23 protein-coding genes are annotated in these 22,842 nt (G+C 35.3%); 13 read left to right on the forward strand and 10 right to left on the reverse strand.

Going from position 1 to position 22,842, the window contains the following annotated elements; all coding sequences use genetic code 11:
• Positions 1–43 precede the first annotated feature (43 nt).
• On the forward strand, positions 44–958 hold the full coding sequence (locus EYD45_RS01920) for a patatin-like phospholipase family protein (RefSeq protein WP_130962652.1): 915 nt from the start codon (positions 44–46) through the stop codon (positions 956–958).
• A gap of 3 nt (positions 959–961) precedes the next feature.
• Here EYD45_RS01920 and EYD45_RS01925 read toward each other — a convergent pair whose 3' ends face one another.
• Complete coding sequence (locus EYD45_RS01925) at positions 962–1,483, reverse strand: DUF7935 family protein (protein ID WP_130962653.1); 522 nt, start codon at positions 1,481–1,483, stop codon at positions 962–964.
• A 20-nt stretch (positions 1,484–1,503) separates the two neighbouring features.
• Entirely contained in the window at positions 1,504–3,066 is a 1,563-nt protein-coding gene (locus EYD45_RS01930; RefSeq protein WP_130962654.1) for an FMN-binding glutamate synthase family protein, read from the reverse strand.
• Between the two features lie 130 nt (positions 3,067–3,196).
• Here EYD45_RS01930 and EYD45_RS01935 point away from each other — a divergent pair, with 130 nt between their 5' ends.
• Entirely contained in the window at positions 3,197–5,548 is a 2,352-nt protein-coding gene (locus EYD45_RS01935; RefSeq protein WP_130962898.1) for an ATP-dependent helicase, read from the forward strand.
• A 126-nt stretch (positions 5,549–5,674) separates the two neighbouring features.
• A complete protein-coding gene (locus EYD45_RS01940; RefSeq protein WP_130962655.1) occupies positions 5,675–6,316 on the forward strand; it encodes a hypothetical protein in 642 nt (213 codons plus the stop codon).
• 10 nt (positions 6,317–6,326) lie between these two features.
• On the opposite strand, the gene EYD45_RS01945 is transcribed toward EYD45_RS01940, so the two are convergent.
• Genes EYD45_RS01945 through EYD45_RS01955 form a run of 3 tightly spaced genes read right to left on the reverse strand, consistent with a single transcriptional unit; the run spans position 6,327 to position 9,161 of the window.
• Complete coding sequence (locus tag EYD45_RS01945) at positions 6,327–7,292, reverse strand: glycogen-binding domain-containing protein (RefSeq protein ID WP_130962656.1); 966 nt, start codon at positions 7,290–7,292, stop codon at positions 6,327–6,329.
• On the reverse strand, positions 7,289–8,254 hold the full coding sequence (locus EYD45_RS01950; protein ID WP_130962657.1) for a retropepsin-like aspartic protease: 966 nt from the start codon (positions 8,252–8,254) through the stop codon (positions 7,289–7,291). The genes EYD45_RS01945 and EYD45_RS01950 overlap by 4 nt, the downstream gene beginning before the upstream one ends.
• Before the next feature lie 40 nt (positions 8,255–8,294).
• Positions 8,295–9,161, reverse strand: a complete 867-nt coding sequence (locus EYD45_RS01955; protein ID WP_130962658.1) for an alpha/beta hydrolase — start codon at positions 9,159–9,161, stop codon at positions 8,295–8,297.
• A gap of 98 nt (positions 9,162–9,259) precedes the next feature.
• On the opposite strand from EYD45_RS01955, the gene EYD45_RS01960 reads away from it, so the two are divergent.
• The gene (locus tag EYD45_RS01960; RefSeq protein WP_130962659.1) at positions 9,260–9,880 is read left to right on the forward strand and encodes an L-threonylcarbamoyladenylate synthase; all 621 of its coding nucleotides are present in this window, start codon (positions 9,260–9,262) and stop codon (positions 9,878–9,880) included.
• Between the two features lie 188 nt (positions 9,881–10,068).
• On the opposite strand, the gene EYD45_RS01965 is transcribed toward EYD45_RS01960, so the two are convergent.
• The 3 genes from EYD45_RS01965 to EYD45_RS01975 all read right to left on the reverse strand — a co-directional run bounded on the left by EYD45_RS01965 (position 10,069) and on the right by EYD45_RS01975 (position 12,449).
• Positions 10,069–10,908: an OmpA/MotB family protein gene (locus EYD45_RS01965; protein WP_130962660.1), complete on the reverse strand. Its 840-nt coding sequence runs from the start codon at positions 10,906–10,908 to the stop codon at positions 10,069–10,071.
• 108 nt (positions 10,909–11,016) lie between these two features.
• Positions 11,017–12,006 carry a glycosyltransferase family 2 protein gene (locus EYD45_RS01970; RefSeq protein ID WP_130962661.1) on the reverse strand — a complete coding sequence of 330 codons (990 nt, stop codon included), beginning with the start codon at positions 12,004–12,006 and terminating at the stop codon, positions 11,017–11,019.
• Positions 12,003–12,449: a type I restriction enzyme HsdR N-terminal domain-containing protein gene (locus EYD45_RS01975; protein WP_130962662.1), complete on the reverse strand. Its 447-nt coding sequence runs from the start codon at positions 12,447–12,449 to the stop codon at positions 12,003–12,005. The genes EYD45_RS01970 and EYD45_RS01975 overlap by 4 nt, the downstream gene beginning before the upstream one ends.
• A 60-nt stretch (positions 12,450–12,509) precedes the next feature.
• Between EYD45_RS01975 and holA the strand changes: the two genes are divergently transcribed.
• The 9 genes from holA (at position 12,510) to EYD45_RS02020 (ending at position 20,908) form a co-directional block, all read left to right on the forward strand.
• A complete protein-coding gene (gene holA, locus EYD45_RS01980; RefSeq protein WP_130962663.1) occupies positions 12,510–13,514 on the forward strand; it encodes a DNA polymerase III subunit delta in 1,005 nt (334 codons plus the stop codon).
• A complete protein-coding gene (locus EYD45_RS01985) occupies positions 13,514–14,179 on the forward strand; it encodes a uracil-DNA glycosylase (RefSeq protein WP_130962664.1) in 666 nt (221 codons plus the stop codon). Before holA ends, EYD45_RS01985 begins: the two co-directional genes overlap by 1 nt.
• Positions 14,180–14,633: 454 nt before the next feature.
• On the forward strand, positions 14,634–15,473 hold the full coding sequence (locus EYD45_RS01990) for a 1,4-dihydroxy-2-naphthoyl-CoA synthase (protein ID WP_130962665.1): 840 nt from the start codon (positions 14,634–14,636) through the stop codon (positions 15,471–15,473).
• A complete protein-coding gene (gene menA, locus EYD45_RS01995; RefSeq protein WP_233702487.1) occupies positions 15,461–16,375 on the forward strand; it encodes a 1,4-dihydroxy-2-naphthoate octaprenyltransferase in 915 nt (304 codons plus the stop codon). The genes EYD45_RS01990 and menA overlap by 13 nt, the downstream gene beginning before the upstream one ends.
• Before the next feature lie 67 nt (positions 16,376–16,442).
• Positions 16,443–17,120, forward strand: coding sequence for a metal-dependent hydrolase (locus tag EYD45_RS02000; protein ID WP_130962666.1), 678 nt, complete (start codon positions 16,443–16,445; stop codon positions 17,118–17,120).
• A 5-nt stretch (positions 17,121–17,125) separates the two neighbouring features.
• Complete coding sequence (locus EYD45_RS02005) at positions 17,126–17,818, forward strand: DUF2490 domain-containing protein (RefSeq protein ID WP_130962667.1); 693 nt, start codon at positions 17,126–17,128, stop codon at positions 17,816–17,818.
• Between the two features lie 6 nt (positions 17,819–17,824).
• Positions 17,825–18,859 carry an o-succinylbenzoate synthase gene (locus EYD45_RS02010; protein ID WP_130962668.1) on the forward strand — a complete coding sequence of 345 codons (1,035 nt, stop codon included), beginning with the start codon at positions 17,825–17,827 and terminating at the stop codon, positions 18,857–18,859.
• Between the two features lie 3 nt (positions 18,860–18,862).
• Entirely contained in the window at positions 18,863–19,822 is a 960-nt protein-coding gene (locus EYD45_RS02015; RefSeq protein ID WP_130962669.1) for a CPBP family intramembrane glutamic endopeptidase, read from the forward strand.
• Positions 19,823–19,831: 9 nt separating this feature from the next.
• The gene (locus EYD45_RS02020; protein WP_130962670.1) at positions 19,832–20,908 is read left to right on the forward strand and encodes an AMP-binding protein; all 1,077 of its coding nucleotides are present in this window, start codon (positions 19,832–19,834) and stop codon (positions 20,906–20,908) included.
• Positions 20,909–20,961: 53 nt separating this feature from the next.
• Here EYD45_RS02020 and EYD45_RS02025 read toward each other — a convergent pair whose 3' ends face one another.
• Positions 20,962–21,708, reverse strand: coding sequence for a YebC/PmpR family DNA-binding transcriptional regulator (locus tag EYD45_RS02025; protein ID WP_130962671.1), 747 nt, complete (start codon positions 21,706–21,708; stop codon positions 20,962–20,964).
• 89 nt (positions 21,709–21,797) lie between these two features.
• Entirely contained in the window at positions 21,798–22,832 is a 1,035-nt protein-coding gene (locus EYD45_RS02030) for an LIC11966 family surface protein (protein WP_130962672.1), read from the reverse strand.
• Between the last annotated feature and the right edge of the window lie 10 nt (positions 22,833–22,842).

The following is a 22,842-nucleotide window of genomic DNA, read 5'->3' on the forward strand; positions in this document are numbered from 1 at the left end:
CATATGAACTCTTATTCGTTATATTTATACGTAAATAATATTTATGAAAGCCCTAGTGATATCAGGAGGAGGAAGCAAAGGTGCCTATGCAGGTGGTGTTGCCCAATACTTAATGGAAGTTGAGGGTAAAGATTATGATATGTTTTTAGGGACGTCTACAGGGAGTTTGCTTGTGCCACATCTTGCAGCGGGAGAAATAGATAAAATTTACCATGTTTACACCAATGTTACCCAACGGGATATTTTTAGTGTGAACCCTTTTACCATAAGAAAGAAAGGAAAAAGAGAGTTTGTATCTATAGATTTTCTAAATACCATATGGCAATTTATAAGAATGAAGCGCACTTTTGGAGAAAGTAAAGCGTTAAGGCGCCATATAAAAAAACATTTTACCAAAGCTGAATATGATAAAATCAAAACTACCAAGGATGATGTGGTGGTTACTGTGTCAAATTTATCAAAAAACAGAGTAGAGTACAAGTCGATTAAAGATTATGACTACGACGAGTTTTGTGATTGGATATGGGTGTCCTGCAATTATATACCGTTTATGTCCTTAGTTGAAAAGAACGATTTTGAATATGCCGATGGCGGCTTAGGATGTGTGATTCCAATAAGGGAAGCTATTTTAAGAGGTGCTACCGAAGTTGATGCCATAGTTTTGGAATCTGAAAGTATGGAATACAATAAGATTTTGGGTAAGAACCCGTTTTCATTACTTATTAATTTATTTGGACATTTATCTGATCAAATAGAGCGAAATGATATTACCATAGGGAAATTGGCAGCAAAAAACAGAAACGTTGAGCTCAATTTGTACTATACGCCTTCAAAACTTACTGAGAACTCATTGATTTTTAATAAGAACCTCATGACATCTTGGTGGCAACAAGGTTGGGAATATGCCAAACAAAAATGTGAACAAGCACGTTCTAATGAATTGCGATTGGATAACTAAAATTTACCACAATTCCCTAACCTCTTCTTTTAGTATTGAAATTGCAGCATCACTGGGGGAATGGCGCTCCATCATTTCGGTTAAAATAACTTCACGTAGTTTATCTGCAGAATCTGTTTTTTCAGATAAATTAGCTTTTCTTATGAGTTGAACCGTAGCTGCTTTTGCCGTACTAATAACACTCCAGCATTTTTCGCTAACATAAATTTGTTGCGCTAAATTGTGCTCCATCTCTTGTTGAATGTTTTGTATCAATAAAGCTTCGTAATCATCTTTATTTGAGGATATTGGTTTAACGCGAAGTAGTAATTTATTTGGAGAAATACGCTCTAAAAATAACGTAAGTCTTTCATAGGCTTGTAGGCGTAGTGGAAGGGAAGTAGTTTGTAAATCTTTCTTTAATAGAAATCTTCTTCGACCATCTTCATTTGCCGTATGGGTTTTAAAAAAATAGTAAGCGATCAATCCAGTAATCAAAGCTGGAATGGTAAATAAAAATAAATCTATAATTCTGCTAGAGTCCATAATCTGTAACGGTTAACGTTTTAGGTCGATTTGTGTTTACCTCCCAAATATACGCAATCTTTCAAATGTTGCATGCCTTCAAAGGGTACAGGTGCTTTATTGTACATGTAGGCTTTATCTAATTCTTTAGACAAATTATGGTCGTCAACATTCATTTCAATATCGCTCATTTTAAATTGACAGGGGTGTTCGTAACCAGCTGCATGCGTAATTTCTATCAGCTCTTTTTTAAAGGTCTTAAAATATTGAGCTAGTCGCACAGACTTTAGCGTAGGATCTATACCATTCTGTAACCATTTGCTCTGTGTTGCAATTCCCGTAGGGCAGCGGTTGGTATGGCAAATTTGTGCTTGGATACAGCCAATGCTTAGCATAGCTTCACGTGCAACGTTAATACAATCTACACCCATAGCAAATGCCATAGCTGCTTTAGCAGGAAAACCTAATTTACCACTGCCAATAAACACTACACGATCACACAATCCTTTGGCTTTAAAAAGCCTGTAGATATCTGAGAACCCATATACCCAAGGCAAGGATACATGGTCGGCAAAACTTGGAGGCGCTGCCCCAGTGCCACCTTCGCCACCGTCAATGGTTATAAAATCAGGGCCTTTTCCCGTTTTTAGCATGATATCTGCAAGTTCTTCCCATTGTTCCAGTTTACCAATAGCGGCTTTGATACCTACTGGAAGTCCTGTGTTTTCAGCAATGGACTCAATAAAATCCACCATTTCAGGTACATTGGCAAATGCTTTGTGGGTTGGAGGAGATAATACATCCTTACCTACTTCAACACCGCGTATCTCAGCAATTTCTTTTGAAATCTTTTTTCCAGGAAGCACACCGCCTTTTCCAGGCTTTGCACCTTGGGATAGTTTTACTTCAATAGCTCTTACAAAAGGATTGTCTTCAACTAGTTTTACCATTTTTTCCATGGAGAATCCACCGTCTTTGGACCGTACACCAAAATAACCCGTACCAAAGTGAAACACCACATCACCACCATTACTGTGGTAGGGCGATAATCCGCCTTCACCTGTATTATGATAGGCATCGGCCATAGCCACACCTTTGTTTAAAGAATCAATCGCTTTAGCAGATAGAGAACCATAGCTCATTGCCGAAACATTTATAATAGAAGCTGGCCTATAAGGCTTTTTGCGCTTATTGTAGGCTCCTATCACTTTAGCACATGGCAAGAATGTATTGTCAATTGCGTGGGGATGACCTTCTTTAATTCGAAAAGGCATCATCGCGTTGTTAATGAAGATGTGCTGGTGCTGATAAATATCCCTATCCGTACCAAATCCTTCATAATTATTTTCCTTTTTAGAAGAAGCGTATACCCAACCGCGCTCAATGCGATTAAAAGGTAATTCCTCCCTGTTATTAGCTACAAAATATTGGCGCATTTCTGGGCCTATGCTTTCCAACCAATAGCGTAAATGCCCAACTAGGGGAAAGTTGTGAATAATAGTGTGTTTTCTTTGAAATATATCGCGAATTGCAATTAGCGCTAGAATGATGATGACCCATAACCACCAAGGGGTGCTAGATAGAAACTCTAAAACGTTATCCATGTTTTATGCTTAAAAATATGCTTAAATATATTCAAAATATAATAAAAGCAAATTGTTTATAATTATTGATAATTCAAGGGTAATATGCAGCAAACATTGGTTATTTTCACATGTTGAAAAAGAAGATACTTTGGAAGAATATTTAAATCAGTTAAACAGTGCCCAGTTAGAGCCAACAATTCAAATTGAAGGCCCAATGATTGTTATCGCAGGCGCGGGTTCTGGAAAAACACGGGTGCTTACCTATCGTATTGCTTATATGATGAGTAAGGATATAGACCCTTTTAATATTTTAGCATTAACTTTTACCAATAAGGCGGCACGCGAGATGAAAGCGCGTATTGCTTCCATAGTAGGCGCGAGTGAAGCTAAAAATTTATGGATGGGGACGTTCCACTCTGTATTTGCAAAAATTTTACGTATTGAAGCGGATAGATTGGGTTACCCTAGTAATTTTACGATTTACGATACTCAAGACTCTGATAGATTGATTGCTTCAATTATTAAGGAAATGAATCTGGACAAGGATATTTACAAGTATAAACAAATTCGATCTAGAATTTCTTCATATAAAAATAGCTTGATTACAGTTAGGGCGTATTTTCAAAACCCAGAATTAATTGAGGCCGATGCCATGGCAAGACGACCTAGAATGGGCGATATCTATAAGGAATACGTGGAGCGTTGCTTTAAAGCTGGCGCCATGGATTTTGATGATTTGCTCTTGAAAACCAACGAACTCTTAACACGTTTCCCCGATGTATTGGCAAAATATCAAAACCGATTTAAATACATTTTGGTTGATGAGTATCAGGATACCAACCATTCGCAATATTTAATTGTAAGAGCGCTTTCTGATAAATTTCAGAATATTTGTGTGGTAGGCGATGACGCACAGAGTATTTATGCCTTCCGCGGAGCGAACATCAATAATATTTTAAACTTTCAGAAGGATTATGATGATGTAAAAGTGTTTCGTTTAGAACAGAATTATCGTTCTACAAAAAATATCGTCAATGCCGCCAATTCAATTATTGACAAAAACCAGACGAAGCTTGAAAAGATTGTTTGGACAGCTAATGAAGAAGGTGCAAAAATAAAAGTGAACCGTTCTCTCACTGATGGAGATGAAGGGCGTTATGTGGCCAGCACCATTTTTGAAACCAAAATGCAGGAGCATGTGCCGAATAGCGATTTTGCAGTGTTGTATCGCACCAACGCACAATCTCGAGCCATTGAGGACGCATTGAGAAAACGCGATATTAAATATCGTATTTATGGTGGCTTATCTTTTTATCAGCGTAAAGAAATTAAAGACGTTTTATCATATTTACGATTGGTGATAAACCCTGCTGATGAAGAAGCATTAAAGCGCGTGATTAATTTTCCTCCAAGAGGGATTGGTCAAACAACTGTAGACAGATTGGTTGTGGCTGCGAATGGACTAGGTAAGCCTATTTTTGATGTTATCAAAGATTTGGATAAGATTGAAATTAAAATAAATTCTGGAACCAGAGCGAAACTTGACAATTTTGCAACGTTAATTGAAAGCTATCAAGTGATGAATCAAACTGCTGATGTATTTGAATTGGCAGAACACGTTACCAGAAGCAGTGGTTTAATTAGAGAGTTTAACAAAGACGGAACTCCAGAAGGAGTAGCCCGAATGGAAAACATTGAAGAGCTACTTAACGGTATGAAGGATTTTGTTGAAGGCCAAAAAGAACTTGCTGATGCCACAGGGTCTCTAGCTGAATTTTTAGAAGATGTGGCACTTGCTACTGATTTAGACAATGACAAGGGCGATAGTGACCATGTTGCGTTAATGACGATTCATCTAGCCAAAGGGTTAGAATTTCCTTATGTGTTTATTGTTGGACTTGAAGAAGATTTATTTCCAAGTGCCATGAGTATGAATACCCGAAGCGAACTAGAGGAGGAGCGAAGACTGTTTTATGTGGCCTTGACAAGAGCAGAAAAACAAGCCTACTTAACTTATGCGCTATCCAGGTATCGTTGGGGGAAACTGATTGACGCAGAACCAAGCCGTTTTATTGAAGAAATTGATGAGCAGTATTTGGATATTGTAACACCTATTGAAGAACGCCGCTATAACCCAATGCTTGATGCGAGTATTTTTGGGGATGTAGAACCCAATAAAAAGGGTTCTCCAGATAAAATTCGATATAAACCAGCAAAACAATTTAAACCCAAAAAAGGAGCATCTCGTAAAGAGCCTGAAAAATTTCAAGTTACAACACCAAAAAATTTAAAGCCAGTTTCTAAAACAAGTAACGGGGCTTCAAATTTGTTTGATAGTAAATTAGTGGTTGGTAATATTGTAAAACATATCCGTTTTGGTAAGGGTGAAGTTTTAAAAATAGAAGGCAAAGGTGCTGACACCAAAGCAGAAATTAAATTTGAAACAGGTGGGATTAAAAAACTATTGTTGCGTTTTGCTAAGTTGGAGGTGATTGGGTGATTATTCTCTTTGTCTCCCTTTTAGATATAAGGCAACTGGCAGTTTTCAAAAAAACAATACTCTCAGATTAAACTATTTATTGAAAAAATAGTCAACACTATAGTCTTTTTGTAAAAACCACAACACATGAAAACGTTCCTGACTTTTTTGTTTACCTCATTTGTATTTGTTTTTTATGCTCAACCGCCTGCTAGAGGACAAGGAGGTGGACCTCCACAGGGAGGTCAGGGGATGCAACGAGAAATGCCGAAGTTCGATGCTTATAAAACTGCTGGTATTTTTAATTATGATATCCCAGAAGTTCTTAAAAAGTTAAAGATAAAGAAGGATAAAGATTTGACTTTACAAGTTGAACAAGCGCTTCTAAATTACAATTCAAAAATAGATGAACTAAGATTACGCAACCAAAAGGATTTTGATACGTTGAATGTGTATATCAATGCAATAATTTCCACAGAATTTAAAAACCGGATGGAAAATCGTCAGCAAGGGAGACAGTTTGGGGGTGGTGAAGCTAGCCCGATGCGTAATGCAATTAAATTTAGTCGAGAAAAAATAAGACCAGTTCGTCAGCAAGTAATGCAAGAGGAAAAAAAGCTGAACGTAAAGCTTAAAAGTATATTAAACGAAAAGCAAAATATTAAATGGTTGAAATATCAAAAAAGCATTAAAAATAAACTAAACCCTAGGCGGCAATCCAATAACCAGAACCCAAATAACCAAAATGGTAGAAACGGAAGACAAGGTAGGTTTCAGCAAGGAGGTTAGGGGGAAATTATTATTTCACCATATAAACCGAGTTGATATGCCCCTCGCCATCATACTCACGAACAGGGTTGTCAGGATCGGTCATCCACTTACCATCCACAATAAATTTGTAGTGATGTTTACCTCCAGACAATGGAATGGTATATACCCAACCATCAGTAGTTTTCTTCATCTTAAAATCGTCTTCACTCCAATTGTTAAAGGAACCTGCCAATATTACTTTCTTAGCTTCAGGATAACCAACTAAAGCAAAAGTGGTATACTCTTGAATATCTATTACAGAATTATATTCATGAAACTCATTGGGTGTTTTATTTGGGTTGTGCGGATCTTCCATCCACTTGCCATCAACAATAAAACGATACTGGTAAATGTCTGGTTTCATTTGTAAGGTGAGTTCCCAACCAAAATCGGTTTTATTCATTTGAAATAAATCCTCGTTCCACTTGTTAAAAGAACCCGCAAGAATCACTTTTTTAGCATCTTTGAAACCCTTCAGTTTAAAATAGGCGTTCCCCATTTCGCTAGGGTAGGCGGTGTACATTTTCAAATTGTAAATACCTCTTATTTTTTTACCATTTTTTTTTGCTTTTGCAATATTGGCATCTTTTCTAGAAGGTTCTGCCCAATATGCATTGTTTATCACATATTTAAATTCCCATGAGAACGCATCATTAAAATCCGAAACACTTTTCCTAAGCTCATAAATATAATCGCTTATACGTTGCATTTTCCAGTCTTCTCGGGACCACAGGTTAAATTCTCCAGAGACAGCAACACTTTCTATATCAAAATCTGAAAATTCAAGCCGTTGTGCTGTATGTTCATGGGTGAATTTGGAATAATCTCTTACGTCAAATCTAAACACAACCGTATCATTTTCAATTTTATAACCCTTTAGCTCTTTTTGTGCAAAAACACTAAAGCTCACAAAAGTGAATACTATAAAAACGATATAGAATTTTATTAGTTTCATTCCTTAGGTAACGGATAATCTATAAAATATAATTTCTCTTTTTTATAATTGATGATGGTTCGTTTTCGTGCAAAAAACTCATATCCCAAAATACCATCCAGTTGCACTCCAAAAGCCTCGTTCATGTGGTTTAGATTGGTTAAAACGGTATACATAGGGCCAAAATAAACATCATCACTTAACTTTACACGATGCAATTTCCCTGCCAAAACCCTAATGGTTTTTCCGCTGGCTCCGTTTAGTTTTAATCGCTTTTTTGGAATAAAATAACGCAAAGCTTTTTTGTTTATGCTCTTATTTATTTGGTTAAACTCAGCTCCAGTGTCAATACCCAATCGTACTTTTTGATTATTGATGGTACCGTTTACCACGATGGTATGTTTTTTTAAATTGAAGTTTAAGCTATCCACAATCTTTTCTAAATACACTTTGTCGGTAAGCTTATTGCCTTCTGTATCAACCTTGGTTAAGGTAATTTGATTTAAATGCAAATCGATAAAAACTTCATAATCCTTTAAAATACTGTACCCAATAATTCCAAGTAATTTGATTTTTTTACTTTTCTCAATATGGGATAAATTAATGACATCAGATATTTTATTTTGAAGCTTAAAACTACTCAAATTAAATTCATCTATTCGCCTTTCATAGGAATGATCTAAAATTTCGCTCACGCCGGAGGCATTTGTTGATTTCTTTTGAAATTCATAGAGGTTATCAAAATGAACACTATTTAGAATTAAAGCTTCCGAGCCTGTATCAATAATGAAGTTGCCTTTTTTACCTTGCAGTTCTGCTTCTAATACCATTAAATGGTCTACCAGTTTAAAAGGAATGCGTGTGGTGTATTGGTTTAATACTTCTGCTTTCGGGAAAATTATAGGAGGGTTAGCCGTGGTATTTGCATAAGTGATACAAACACTTAATAGAAAAAATAATACTATGCCCCATATTTTACTCATATTATAAAGACGGTGTAGCACTTAAAATGTTACATAAAAACTACAAATGTATTTCTATGTAGGCTTTTAGTTTACTCCAAGTATCCAATAGTTCTAATCCAACCCAGCCGTGTCCAGCATTTTCATAAAGCGTAAACTCATGCGTTACGTTTAAAGATTGTAGTTTATCTCTTAAATCTGTGCCTTGAGTTGTGGGGATTAAAGGGTCTTGTCCACCATAAAATAATATAGTTGGTGGGGCAGTTGACGTGACTTGATGAAACGGACTTACCTCTTCCAAAAACTCTGTAGTTGGTTCAATGCCAAATAAATCCAGTAGGTTTTGCAAAATGGGATTTGTATTGTTTAGATACGCAGGGTCCGTTAAATTTGTAGGGCCAACAATACTGCAAACCATATCTACATTTTTGTCATTATCAAACGCATAACTCCACAATAATGATAAATGTGCACCAGCACTAGTACCGATAAAACCTATATCTTCAGAAATAGAATATTTGGTCTTATTGTCCTTTAAAAAGTTCACAACACTTGTAATATCCTCAATTTGCATAGGGTACGGTTTGTTATTGGCGTCTGCCAATCTGTAATTCATGTTTACAACGGCAATATCCTTAAGTTCTTGATTAATCAATACCTTAATAGGATTCATATCTTCTTTACTTCCGGACGTCCATCCACCGCCATGAATTAAAATCACGGTTTTAGTTGCAGAAGTTCTATTGGCAGGCAGGTATAAATCAAACCTCTGGCGCTCCTCGGTACCATACGGAATATTAAGTTCCTCGTAAATTTTGCTCGTGTCAAATGCATTGGAAATATCACTATCATCAGTGGTTTCGTCAGAACATCCTAAAAGTAGAACAGTAAAAAGAATTACTGTAAAAAAAAGTTTTTCTAATTTCATAAGTGTAGGTTTAAAACCAGTTATACTTTAATTTTATTAAGTAACTTTAGGGTGTAAATGGTCAATTACTTTGTAAACGTTTGCACAAGATAAATATTATGGCGGAATTTATTAGAATATACGAGGAAAACCCGAATGCCAAGGAAATCGATAAGGTGGTAAAGGTGCTAAAAAAAGGCGGCCTTATAATTTACCCCACTGATACCGTTTATGGCTTAGGTTGCGATATCACTAATATTAAGGCTTTGGAGAAAGTTGCTAGAATTAAGGGTGTGAAATTAGAAAAATCTAACTTTTCCTTTGTATGCCACGATTTAAGCAATCTCAGCGATTATGTAAAGCAAATTGATACGTCCACGTTTAAAATCTTAAAACGTGCCCTTCCTGGTGCTTACACCTTTATTCTGCCTGGGTCTAAATCTTTGCCAAATCCTTTTAAAAAGCGTAAAACCGTTGGTATTAGAGTACCAAATAATAACATAGCTTTAGATATTGTAAAGCAATTAGGCAACCCGATTATTTCCACTTCCATTCACGATGAAGACGAAATTTTAGAATATACTACGGACCCTGAATTAATTCTTGAAAAATGGGACAACTTGGTGGATTTGGTTATCGATGGGGGATACGGAGGCAACGAACCATCGACGGTTATTGATTTATCTGACGCAGAACCCGTTGTGATAAGAGAAGGAAAGGGTAGTTTGGAGATTTTTTAGAGTTATTTGGGCGCTACCACTCCTGCGTCGCGGTCAGGCTTTCGCTAGTCGCTCCCTCCTGCGTCGGGGAGCTTCAACATACCGCTCAATCCTTAGCGCAGATGAAAACCCGGTTCAAGATTGCCCGCATAGAAAAAAAAAGCTCAACCTTTCAGTTGAGCTTCTGTATGATTTCTAGATAGATTTTTTTAGTTGCCTCCAGCTTCCAAGTTTTTCATTTCTTTTTCAATTAAATCATAAAATTGATCTAATTTCGGTAGTACTACAATTCTTGTACGTCTGTTAATTGCTCTGTTCTCAGCAGTATCATTGTCAACCAATGGCACATAAGAACTGCGTCCAGCAGCAATCAGTCTTCCTGGGTTTACATCCAAATCTTCAAGAACGCGGATGATGGAAGTTGCACGTTTCACACTCAAATCCCAGTTATCTATCAATACGCCGCTAGAATAAGATCTGCTATCTGTATGTCCTTCAACCATACATTCAAAATCTGGTTTTGCGTTCACAACTTTAGCAACTTTTGCCAAAACTTCTTTGGCTTTTGAAGTTACATTATAACTACCACTCTTAAATAGCAATTTATCTGATATAGAGATAAATACAACACCTTTTTCAACATTTACTTCAATGTCTGGATCGTTAATTCCAACTTCGCGTTTAAAGCTAGTTACTAGAGCAAGTGTTACACTATCTTTTTGAGTTAAGGCATCTTGAAGACGTGTAATTTTAAGATCTTTTTCCTTTAAGCTCTCTAAAGTTTTCTCCATATTGTTAGCGCCCTTAGCAGATATAATCCCAAGATTGTCATTTGCATCTTTTAAATCTTTAACTCTATCTTCTAAAACAGAAACTTTAGCTGTTGCTGTTGCTCTTTCTTCTAAACAAGAGTTCAATTTAACGGTTGCAGAATTCAATAAGTCTTGAGTCTCTTTTTGTTTTTCCTGTAAGGCTAAAAATTCCTTTTTAGAAACACAAGAACTTAGAATGAATAAGGCTGATAAACTAAGTAATAGTACTTTCTTCATAATTATTAATAAGGTTTTTGTTGGATAAAATATTTGCTATTTGTTTCGACAAAAGTATATAAAAAACGGATGAAATTAGAACTGTTAACAAAACTTTTACTAACCGAGTTATAAACTTTTATAGAACTTTTTCCTATTTACGAAATACGCCCAAACTATGGATGTTTTGCGGTAATATTTAGTTTTATGTTTTATCCCTTTTCTTTTTTGAAGAAGACTATGAATATGGCTGTAAAAGCTTAAATGCGCCTTTAGAATAGCCAATGTATGAATGAATTTAAACTCAAGTAAAAACTTTAAGCCTGCTATACCATCCAAAATTAATCGGATAAAAACTAACAACGCCACATTGCCCTTAGCATTTTTTACCAGCGCAAAAAGGCTGTTTCGAAAATTCAGGAATGTTTTTTTAGAATTGGTATTGCTTAATGTAGCACCTCCAATATGATAGACTTCGGAATTGCTGTTATAAATGATGTCGTACCCCTTATTTTTTACACGCCAGCACAAGTCAATTTCCTCCATATGCGCAAAAAACGATTCATCAAAGCCACCAAGTTCTTCATAAACATTACTTCTAATAAACAAACAGGCGCCTGATGCCCAAAATATAGGACTGATATCGTCGTACTGTCCGTTATCCTTTTCTACAGTGTTAAAAATTCTGCCTCTACAATATGGATATCCAAACTTATCAATAAAACCTCCTGCTGCACCCGCATATTCAAAATAATCCTTTCGCTTAAAGTCTAAGATTTTAGGTTGTACAATAGCAATTTTTGGATTATCAATAAAACTTTGTTTTACAGGAACCAGCCAGTCTTTAGTAACTTCAATATCGCTATTCAGCAAACAGAAAATATCAGTATCTACATGTTTTAAAGCATCATTATAACCTTTTGCAAATCCTCCATTTTCACTGTTTTTAATGATTTTGACCTTTGGGAAATGAGATTTTAAAAATAAAACCGAATCATCCGTAGAGGCATTGTCGGCCACATAAATATCAGCATCTTTAGAATGTTTAACAACCGAAGGTAAAAACTGTTCCAAGAGTTTTTTTCCATTCCAATTTAATATGACTATAGCAATATTCATGTGTTATACTCAGGTATATCCCTTAAAAATTGATACTGTTCGTTTTCAAAATCCATCTGGCAATAATAATGATTTAATCCATTAGTCACCATCAGGTAGTCTGCATCAAGTACTAAGTTGTATCTCGCGATTTGGTCAAATACATTTTGGTTTATTTCTATTTTAGGCGCTTTACATTCTACGATGAGTTGAATTGAACCGTCTGGTTTGTAAACGATGATGTCATAACGTTTACTTAAATCGTTAATTTTTAATTCCTTTTCAACATTAATTAGCGATTTAGGATACTTTTTATCCTCAATTAAGAAATGTACACAGTTTTGGCGTACCCATTCCTCAGGTTGCAAGACCACAAACTTTTTACGAATAATGTCAAAAATCAGAACTTTATTTTCGCTATTTTTGAATCGAAATTGATATGTTGGGAAATTCAATTTATGCACCTAGCAAAAGTATCATTCATAATAATATTTTAAGAGTTTTTCACTGAAAATTTTCTTTTTTTGGACGAGGTCAAACAATTAGTAACGGATATAAAAAACAGAAACCTTAAACCTATTTATTTCTTAATGGGAGAGGAGCCTTACTATATTGATAGAATTTCAGATTTTATTGAAGAAACCGTTTTAACTGAAGAAGAGCGCGGTTTTAATCAAATGGTGCTATATGGCAGGGATATTTCGATTGAAGATATAGTGAGTAATGCAAAGCGTTATCCAATGATGGCGGAATATCAAGTGGTAATTGTAAAAGAAGCTCAAGACCTATCACGTACTATTGAAAAATTAGCATCTTATGCTGAAAACCCTCAAACCACGACGGTTTTAGTAATAAACTACAAGTATAAAAAAATTGATAAACGAAAAGCGCTTTACAAAACTTTAAAAAAGACAGGTATTGTTTATGAAAGTAAAAAGCTTTACGAAAATCAAGTAGCCGATTGGATAAGGCGTGTACTTTCTCCCAAAGGTTATTCTATAACACCTAAAGCGGCACAAATGTTAGTGGAGTTTTTGGGCACTGACCTAAGCAAAATAAATAACGAGCTAGAGAAGCTCCAGATTATTTTACCAAAGGACAGTCAAATTTCACCAGATGCTATTGAAAAGAATATTGGCATTAGTAAGGATTATAATAATTTTGAGTTGCGCAAAGCCATAGGGGATAGAGATGCGGTTAAGGCCTATAAAATTGTAAACTATTTTGCAGATAATCCAAAGGACAACCCAATGGTAGTGACTGTGTCGTTATTGTTTAACTTTTTTTCTCAGCTTTTACATTTTCATGGATTAAAGGACAAAACGCCAAGGAGCGTAGCTTCTGCACTAAAAATCAATCCATATTTCGTTAATGAGTATGTAACAGCAGCTAGAAACTATCCTATGCGAAAGGTGAGTACTATAGTTTCAACGCTGAGAACTTTTGATGTAAAGAGTAAAGGTGTTGGCGCAAATGCTGTACCCCAAGGAGATTTATTAAAGGAATTGTTAGTTAGAATATTAAACTAATGGAAGTAAAAATTCATGAAAGCTGGAAACCATACTTAAAGCAGGAGTTTGAAAAACCGTACTTTAAAAGTTTAGTTGCTTTTGTAAAGCATGAGTATAAAACAAATACCTGTTTTCCTCCAGGAAAAGAAATATTCAATGCTTTTAACCATTGTCATTTTGATGATGTAAAAGTGGTGATTATTGGGCAGGATCCTTATCATGGGCCTGGGCAAGCTAACGGACTATGCTTTTCGGTGAATGATGGAATTTCCCATCCACCATCTCTCATTAATATTTTTAAAGAGATAGAAAATGATTTGGGAACTTCTTATCCCAGTAGTGGCGACTTATCACGTTGGGCCAAACAAGGAGTGTTATTGCTCAATGCAACGCTAACGGTAAGAGCTCACCAAGCAGGAAGCCACCAAAAAAAGGGTTGGGAAACGTTTACAGATGCTGTCATCGAAACCGTAAGCAAAAGAAAAAGTGATGTTGTCTTTTTGCTTTGGGGTGGTTATGCGAAACAAAAGGCAAAATTAACCGATAATACTAAACATCAAATTTTAACGTCAGGGCATCCATCTCCTTTAAGCGCAAATAGAGGCTATTGGTTTGGCAATAGACATTTTAGCCAAACAAACAAGTTGTTGCTTGAGGCCAATAAGAGTATAATAAACTGGTAAAATTAATCAGCTTCCGGTAGGAGCTAAGCTATCATTATCTTCGTAGAGTAATCTGTGCGACTTCAAAACGACGATTTGTTTGCTTTGAGATTTCTCAGTTTTTTTAATCTTGTTACAGCTAAATTTTAAAAGTAACAGATTAATAAATACCAAAACAGAAAGTACAATAGTAGTTGTTAATAACATAGGCATAATTTAGATTTAGTTCGACAAAACTACAAAAAACATCGATAAAATACAAATAAAATGTTAATTTTTCATAAAGTTTTCTAAAAGTATTAAATATAATACTACAACTACATAAGATTCTTTGATAAAGTTGTGATAATTAGTAAATAGTTAAAATAAGAACAAGAAATTATTAAATTAATATTTTTTTAAGTTTAAATTATTATTAGCAAAACCCATCTATATTTAAAAAAATATAATTTATTTTTGACCAAAATATGATACCATGAGGGATTCAAAATGGGTAGTTGCAAAACATTATGAAGACATCACGTACAAAAAGCGTGAAGGTGTTGCGCGAATTGCATTTAACAGACCTAATGTAAGAAACGCATTTAGACCAAAAACAACCAGCGAACTTTATGATGCTTTTTATGACGCTAACGAGGATACTTCAATTGGTGTAGTTCTGCTTTCTGCTGAAGGACCATCTACAAAGGATGGGGTGTATTCATTTTGTAGTGGTGGAGATCAAAAAGCTAGGGGTCATCAAGGTTATGTAGGTGAGGATGGTTACCACCGCTTAAATATTCTTGAAGTTCAGCGTTTAATCCGATTTATGCCCAAAGCGGTTATCGCAGTAGTTCCTGGGTGGGCTGTTGGTGGAGGACATAGTTTGCACGTAGTTTGTGATTTAACATTAGCCAGTAAAGAACACGCTATTTTCAAACAGACCGACGCTGATGTTACCAGTTTTGATGGCGGATACGGTTCAGCGTATTTAGCAAAAATGGTGGGACAAAAAAAGGCAAGGGAGATATTCTTCTTGGGTAGAAATTATTCAGCACAGGAAGCTTTTGAAATGGGTATGGTAAACGCCGTTGTGCCTCATGCTGAATTAGAAAGTACTGCTTTTGAATGGGCTCAAGAAATTTTAGCAAAGTCTCCTACCTCTATCAAAATGCTTAAGTTTGCTATGAATTTAACAGATGACGGTATGGTAGGGCAACAAGTTTTTGCTGGCGAAGCAACACGATTGGCTTATATGACTGATGAAGCTAAAGAAGGGCGGAATGCATTTTTGGAAAAGCGCAAACCAAACTTCGATAAAAAATGGATTCCATAATGCAAAATCTTTCAGTTTGGATTTCAGCAATGCGCCTGAGAACACTGCCTTTATCGGTTTCAGGTATCATAATTGCATCAAGTTTTGCGGAATATAACGGATATTTTGACTGGTCAATATTCATTTTAGCAATTTTAACTACTATAAGTTTACAGGTGCTTTCAAATTTAGCAAACGACTATGGAGATGGCATGAAGGGTACCGATGACGACAATAGAATAGGGCCAGAGCGTGCCATTCAGAGTGGTAAAATACGGCCAGATGAAATGTTTGAGGTCATTAAATTGAACATATTGGTCTGTATCGTTCTTGCTTTTCTTTTAATATTTGCAGCTTTTGGTTCGCAACATTTTATGTTGACGCTATTGTTTTTTGTTTTAGGAATAGGGTCAGTCATTGCAGCGGTTCGCTATACGATTGGAAGTAAGGCCTATGGGTATCGCGGATTGGGCGATCTGTTTGTTTTCGTTTTTTTCGGTCTAGTTAGCGTTGTCGGGTGCTATGTGCTCTATGCAAAAAAATTAGATCATGTTGTTTTTCTTCCAGCAATTACAATAGGACTTTTATCAGTAGCTGTTCTCAATTTGAACAATATGCGGGATATAAAATCTGATTTAATTTCTGGAAAAATGACGTTGGCCGTAAAATTAGGCCTTGAAAAAGCCAAAGCATATCATTACGGTTTAATCATTTCGGCTATAATCATTTCAACTTTATTTGGGATATTATATTACACGTCGCCTTATAATTTGATATGCTTTTTAACATATATTCCACTTCTAAAACATCTAAGAACAGTTAAAAAAAATACAGTTGCAAAAGATTTAGATCCTGAGTTAAAAAAAGTGGCGCTTTCCACTTTTTTTCTTGCGGTACTTTTGGCCATCGGGCATCTGCTTTAATAACCATGCATTATTAATTTTAGAGTTATCCCTAAAATCATTAATTTAGTCTGAAAAGATATTTTATATGAAAATTACATTTTACGGACACGCTAGTTTAGGGATTGAAATAGGTGACTGCAATATTCTTGTAGACCCATTTATTTCAGGAAATCCACAAGCTGAATCCATTGATATAGAGACTTTAAAGGCAGATTATATTCTTGTTACCCACGCACACCAAGACCACACTTTGGATGTTGAAACGATTGCAAGACGAACTGGCGGTATAATAGTTTCCAACTATGAAATTGTGACACATTATGAACAAAAAGGATTAAAAGGTCACCCTATGAATCATGGTGGCTCTTGGCAATTCGATTTTGGTACAGTAAAATATGTAAACGCGATCCACACCTCTTCTTTTCCTGATGGTAGTTATGGTGGGCAACCAGGAGGGTTTATTATCCAATCAGGTAAGAAAACAATTTATATTGCTGGAGATACCGCACTTACCTATGATATGAAATTAATCGGTAAAGCCTATGATTTGGATTTGGCAGTTTTGCCAATTGGCGATAATTTCACCATGGGTGTTGATGATGCAATTATTGCATCTGATTTTATCAAGTGTGATAAAATTCTGGGATACCACTATGACACCTTCGGTTATATTGAAATTGATAAAGTAAGGGCAAAAGCCAAATTTGATACAGAACTAAAATCCTTATCGTTGTTAGATATTGGAGAGTCCACCGAAGTATAACATATATGAAGAAATTTTTATGTCTATTGATAATTGCTTTTTGCTGCATTATTGATATCTCAGCGCAAGTAGATCAGTCTAAAACAGGTGCTTGGTACATGTACTTTTACAGGCATCAGTTTAAGGATAGTCAATTTGGAATTCAGGGCGATTTGCAGCATAGAAATTGGAATACGCTAGGCGATTTGGAACAACTATTAATTCGTTCGGGATTAACCTTTACACCAAAAAAAACTAATGTTTTACTCACTTTGGGTTATGCCAATATTACTACTGGCCAATATGGTGATAGTAAAGCTACGGTTTCAGAAAACAGGATTTATCAAGAAGCCTTTATACCACAAAAGCTTGGGGGCCGATTATACCTTGCACACCGGTTTAGGTATGAGCAACGTTTTGTTGAAAATCAAGATTTTAGAACCAGATACCGCTATAATTTATTTTTGAATATTCCTCTTAATCAACTAGCATTAATTGATAAAACGGTCTACATTGCTTTGTATAATGAACTTTTCATAAATGGCCAAACCGATATAGGGAACAATAATACAGTACAATTATTTGATAGAAACAGAACGTATTTAGGTATCGGTTATGTAATAAAACCTGGTAAAAGGATACAATTTGGGTGGATGAACCAGAAAACGAATAACTGGGGCAAGGGGCAACTGCAATTAAGTTTTCATCATAGCTTTTAGTCAACCATGAAAGCATCGTTTCAGCACTACACTTTAAATTTTAAGCAAGCCAGTGGTACATCTCGAGGTATCCTAAAGACAAAAGATACCTGGATAATCAAAATTAGTTCAGAAGGAAAAACAGGTATTGGAGAATGTGGAATGTTCAAAGGTTTATCCGCAGATGACAGACCAGATTATGTTGAGAAGCTAAAATGGACCTGCCAAAATATTGATAAAGGCTTAAAATTTCTAAATTCAAAACTGATTGAATTTCCAAGCATTCAGTTTGGACTAGAAATGGCATTTAAATCTCTTAGGGCAGAACAAACTTTTGAGTTATTTTCATCAGATTTCACAAACGGAAAGGCTTCTATCCCCATTAATGGGTTAATTTGGATGGGAAGTAAAAGGTTTATGCAGCAACAAATTGCAGACAAGATTGATGCAGGATTTAGATGCATAAAGATGAAAATAGGAGCTATTGATTTTGAAGTTGAAGTAGAATTATTAAAATCTATAAGAAAAGAGTTTACTTCAAAAGATATTGAGCTTAGGGTTGATGCCAATGGTGCTTTTGGTGCAGATGAAGCACTGGAAAAATTAAATACCCTATCCGATTTTGATTTGCATTCTATTGAGCAGCCTATAAAGCAAGGGCAAATCGAGGAAATGTCTCGACTTTGTGAAATCACTCCTTTACCAATTGCACTAGATGAAGAGTTAATAGGTGTTTTTGATGTAACAAAAAAAGCAGAATTGTTACAAACAATTCGTCCGCAATACATTATATTGAAACCCACTTTGGTAGGCGGATATCAAGGAAGCGATTCATGGATAGCTTTTGCAGAAAAAAACGATATTGGTTGGTGGATCACCAGTGCTTTAGAAAGCAATATTGGGTTAAATGCAATTGCGCAATATACGTTTAACAAACAAGTCACGCTTCCGCAAGGTTTGGGTACGGGCGGTTTGTTTACTAATAATTTTGATGCGCCGCTTTATGTAAGTGATGGTGGATTGTATTATGATAGAAGTAAAAATTGGAAAATTAATTTATAAATTATGTATATAGAGCAGGCTTATAAAGGATTAACAGATGCATGGCGATATATTGTCGGTGGTATGATTATATTTTTTGCGTGGCAAATTTTAGGGGCTATTCCGTTAATGGCAGCAATATTTTTAAATATGGACGGCTTTGAAAATTTCCCAACCGATATTTCTGGAATGGTTGAACTACTGGGAAGTAACCTTTTCCTCTTTTTAATGCTCATTTCTTTTGCCATAGGACTTGCAGGGGTTTTTATTTCGTCTAAGTCCCTTCACAAGTTATCCATTAAAAATTTAACGACGACCAGGACAAAAATCGATTGGAAACGTTTTTGGTTTATTTTCTTTTTATGGGGCGGAATAACTAGTGGGCTAGTACTATTGGATTATTACTATATGTCCCCAGAAAGTTATGTTTGGAATTTTAAACTAGAACCTTTTTTAATTCTTTTGGCCATTGGTATTTTTCTGCTACCATTGCAAACCAGTTTTGAGGAATATGCCTTTAGAGGGTATGGAATGCATTTTTTAGGCACCTTAGCTAAAAATAGGTGGTTGCCATTGGTAATAACTTCTGTAGCTTTTGGTCTCATGCATATTTTTAACCCTGAGGTAGAAAAGTTGGGCTACATCATCATGGTGTATTACATAGGTACTGGGTTCTTTTTAGGGATCATTACCCTAATGGATGATGGTTTAGAGTTAGCATTAGGTTTTCACTTTGCAAATAATTTATTTACTGCATTACTGGTTACAACGGACTGGACGGTATTGCAAACCGACAGTGTGCTAAAAGATATTAGCGATCCATCAGAAATGGTAATTACAGAAATACTTGTGCCAGTATTGGTAGTGTTTCCAATTCTTTTATTTATTTTGTCCAAGAAATACAAATGGACCAATTGGAAGGATAAATTATTCGGACCAGTTGTTGAGCCACCAAAGGAAGATTATAAAATTTTAGAAGAATAAGACTATTTAATGACGCCCGATTATACCAAAGTACACAACAGGTTTAAATTAGAAGGATTTCACTACAACCATGAAGACTTAATGGAAGTAGCCTACAGTTTTGTTAAGGAAGGCTACCCATATCAGCAACAGTTAGGACTTTTTTTACTGGATTGGTTGGACAAGAAAGATTATATTAAAGTGCAAACTTCAGGTTCTACTGGCAAGCCAAAAATCTTAAAAATCAAGAAGCAAGCCATGATAAATTCTGCAATTACTACCGGTGATTTTTTTGATTTATCACCTGGAAAAAAAGTGTTGAATTGTTTACCGTCAAACTTTATTGCTGGAAAAATGATGATGGTTAGAGCCATAGTTTTAGGGCTTGAAGTAGATATGGTGGTACCATCGTCTCTACCAAGAATAGACTATGAAAAGGATTATGACTTTTGTGCATTTACACCAATGCAATTAAAAAACTTTGCAAGATATTTAAAGTCGATTAAAACGGTAATTGTAGGAGGGGGGCGTGTTTCAAGTCATATTAAAGACTTGATAAAGGATAAAAAACCTCAAGTGTATGAGACCTATGGCATGACGGAAACCGTATCGCATATTGCAGTGAAGAAACTAAACAATTTTACTGGTGATGCATCAGACAATTATTTTACTACGTTGCCCGGAATAGAAATTGCGACAGACGATAGAGGATGCTTGGTGATTAAAGCTCCAAAACTTTCAGATGAAACCATAGTAACGAACGATTTAGTAGAAATCTATTCTGAAAACCAATTTGAATGGATTGGACGATTTGACAATATGATTAATACTGGAGGCATCAAAGTGTTTCCAGAGAAAATAGAGCAGAAGCTGCAGGATAAAATGGATGGCAGACAATTTTTTATTCACGGTATTAAAGACGATACTTTAGGAGAAAAGATTGTTATGGTTATTGAAGGCAACAAAAAAGACTTAGACACCTCATTATTTGATGTTTTAGATAAATATGAAAAACCAAAAGATATTTTCTTTACCCGTAGGTTTAAAGAAACTGCATCTGGAAAAATTCATAGAGCCAAAACCATTCAATCTGTATTAGAGTCATAAAAAAATCCGAATCATATTAGTGATTCGGATTTTTAATTTTATTTAGATATACCTTAATCTGTAGTCTCTTCCATAGTGTGATACACATTTTGTACATCATCATCTTCTTCCAATTTTTCTAATAGTTTTTCTACGTCAGCCGCTTGTTTAACAGAAAGAGGTTTGGTGACTTGCGGAATACGCTCAAAGCCAGAAGACAAAATTTCAATATTATTTTCTTCTAGATAAGATTGAATTTTACCAAAGCTTTCAAATGGTGCATATATCATGACGCTGTTAACTTCATTACCATCCGCATCTTCATCAGTGTCTTCAAAAATCTCTTCTACACCAAAATCAATAAGCTCTAGTTCTAATTCTTCCAAATCAAGTGCTTCACCTTTAATTTTGAAGTTACAAGTATGGTCAAACATAAAAACCACTGATCCAGAGGTACCTAAACTACCGTCGCATTTATTAAAATAACTGCGAACATTAGCTACAGTTCTCGTGTTGTTATCCGTTGCGGTTTCTACCAAAACAGCAATACCGTGAGGGGCGTAGCCTTCAAAAACCACTTCCTTATAGTCACCTTGATTCTTATCGCTGGCACGTTTTATGGCACGCTCTATATTGTCCTTAGGCATGTTAACAGACTTGGCATTCTGTATCACAGCCCTTAAACGGGAATTACTATCGGGATCGGGACCACCTTCCTTTACCGCCATAACGATATCCTTACCAATTCTGGTAAAGGCTTTACTCATGGCAGACCAACGTTTCATTTTTCTTGCTTTCCTAAATTCAAAAGCTCTTCCCATTTTTATATCAATTAAAAAGTTACAAGTATTTAAGTGCCTAAAGTGTGAGCCACTTTAGAGTTTCGCAAATTTAAAAAAATTACAAAAACTTATTGCTTCGGAATATGTTTAGATAAAAATCGCTCATTAGCTCCGTTTAATTTGTTTAGTATAATTTGTCTGTTTTTATTCAATTCTGCATTTGTTTTATTGTAATCTTTAACGCCTTTATTCATTTTTTTTACTTGTTGGTTGTATTCTGCTATTTGTTCTTTGGTGCGTTTTCGTTGTGGTGTGCTTTCAATAGCTTTTTTTATGGTTTCAAAATCTTCATTCAATACCAAAAATTCAGTAATAACAGGTATTTTATTATCTGCTTCATCAATAAAAAAATTAAAAGCCTCTTTGGTGGCATTAATAATACTCTTATCGCCTTTGTAAAGTTCAATATTCTCTAAAAGCTTTAGCCCTTCTTTGGCAGACGCACTTAATGCTGCAGCACTTTGCTCTATAGCACCAACATCACCTTTATTTAAGGCATCTATTAAATAAACTTCATTAATGTAAACCTTAAAGTATTTTAAATACATTTCCTTGTAGTGCTTAAATACTTCATTTGAGATGGTCATTTTTTTACCTAAATCAGATTCACTTTCTAGAATATTTATATTGTGCTTATTGGCAAACGCATAAAAATCAGTCTCATATTGTTGTTGTGATTCTTCTAATTTTTCATCTGCCATTTCTTGTGCCAACATATAGGCCTCCATAAGGTCATAAGACTGTTCTGCTACTTCTTTCATATCTATAATTTTGGCATAATCCTCTTTAAGAAGGTTCAAATTAAAATTAAGATGCTTTAGTACTTGATTTTTATACGTATTGCCATCAAAACCTTCGGCTTTTGTAATTTTGGCAATGGCACGTTCAACGGTTTTAATCAATATTTTTCTTCGACTATCAATGGTTCTATCGCTTTTACTATGTGCCAAGGCTTTGGTGTAGTTCCACATGTTTCTTGTAATGCTTTTTTGCTCTTTTCCCACAAAATCAAGGTAATCAGTAGGTGTTTTAAAGGTTTGTGCATTCATCATAATGGTTGCAAATAGGCATAGCAAAATGGAGTACGTTCTTTTAAGGTTCATGTGTTTAGTA

Origin of the sequence: Hyunsoonleella flava (assembly GCF_004310325.1) — a bacterium.
Classification (GTDB): Bacteria; Bacteroidota; Bacteroidia; order Flavobacteriales; family Flavobacteriaceae; genus Jejuia; species Jejuia flava.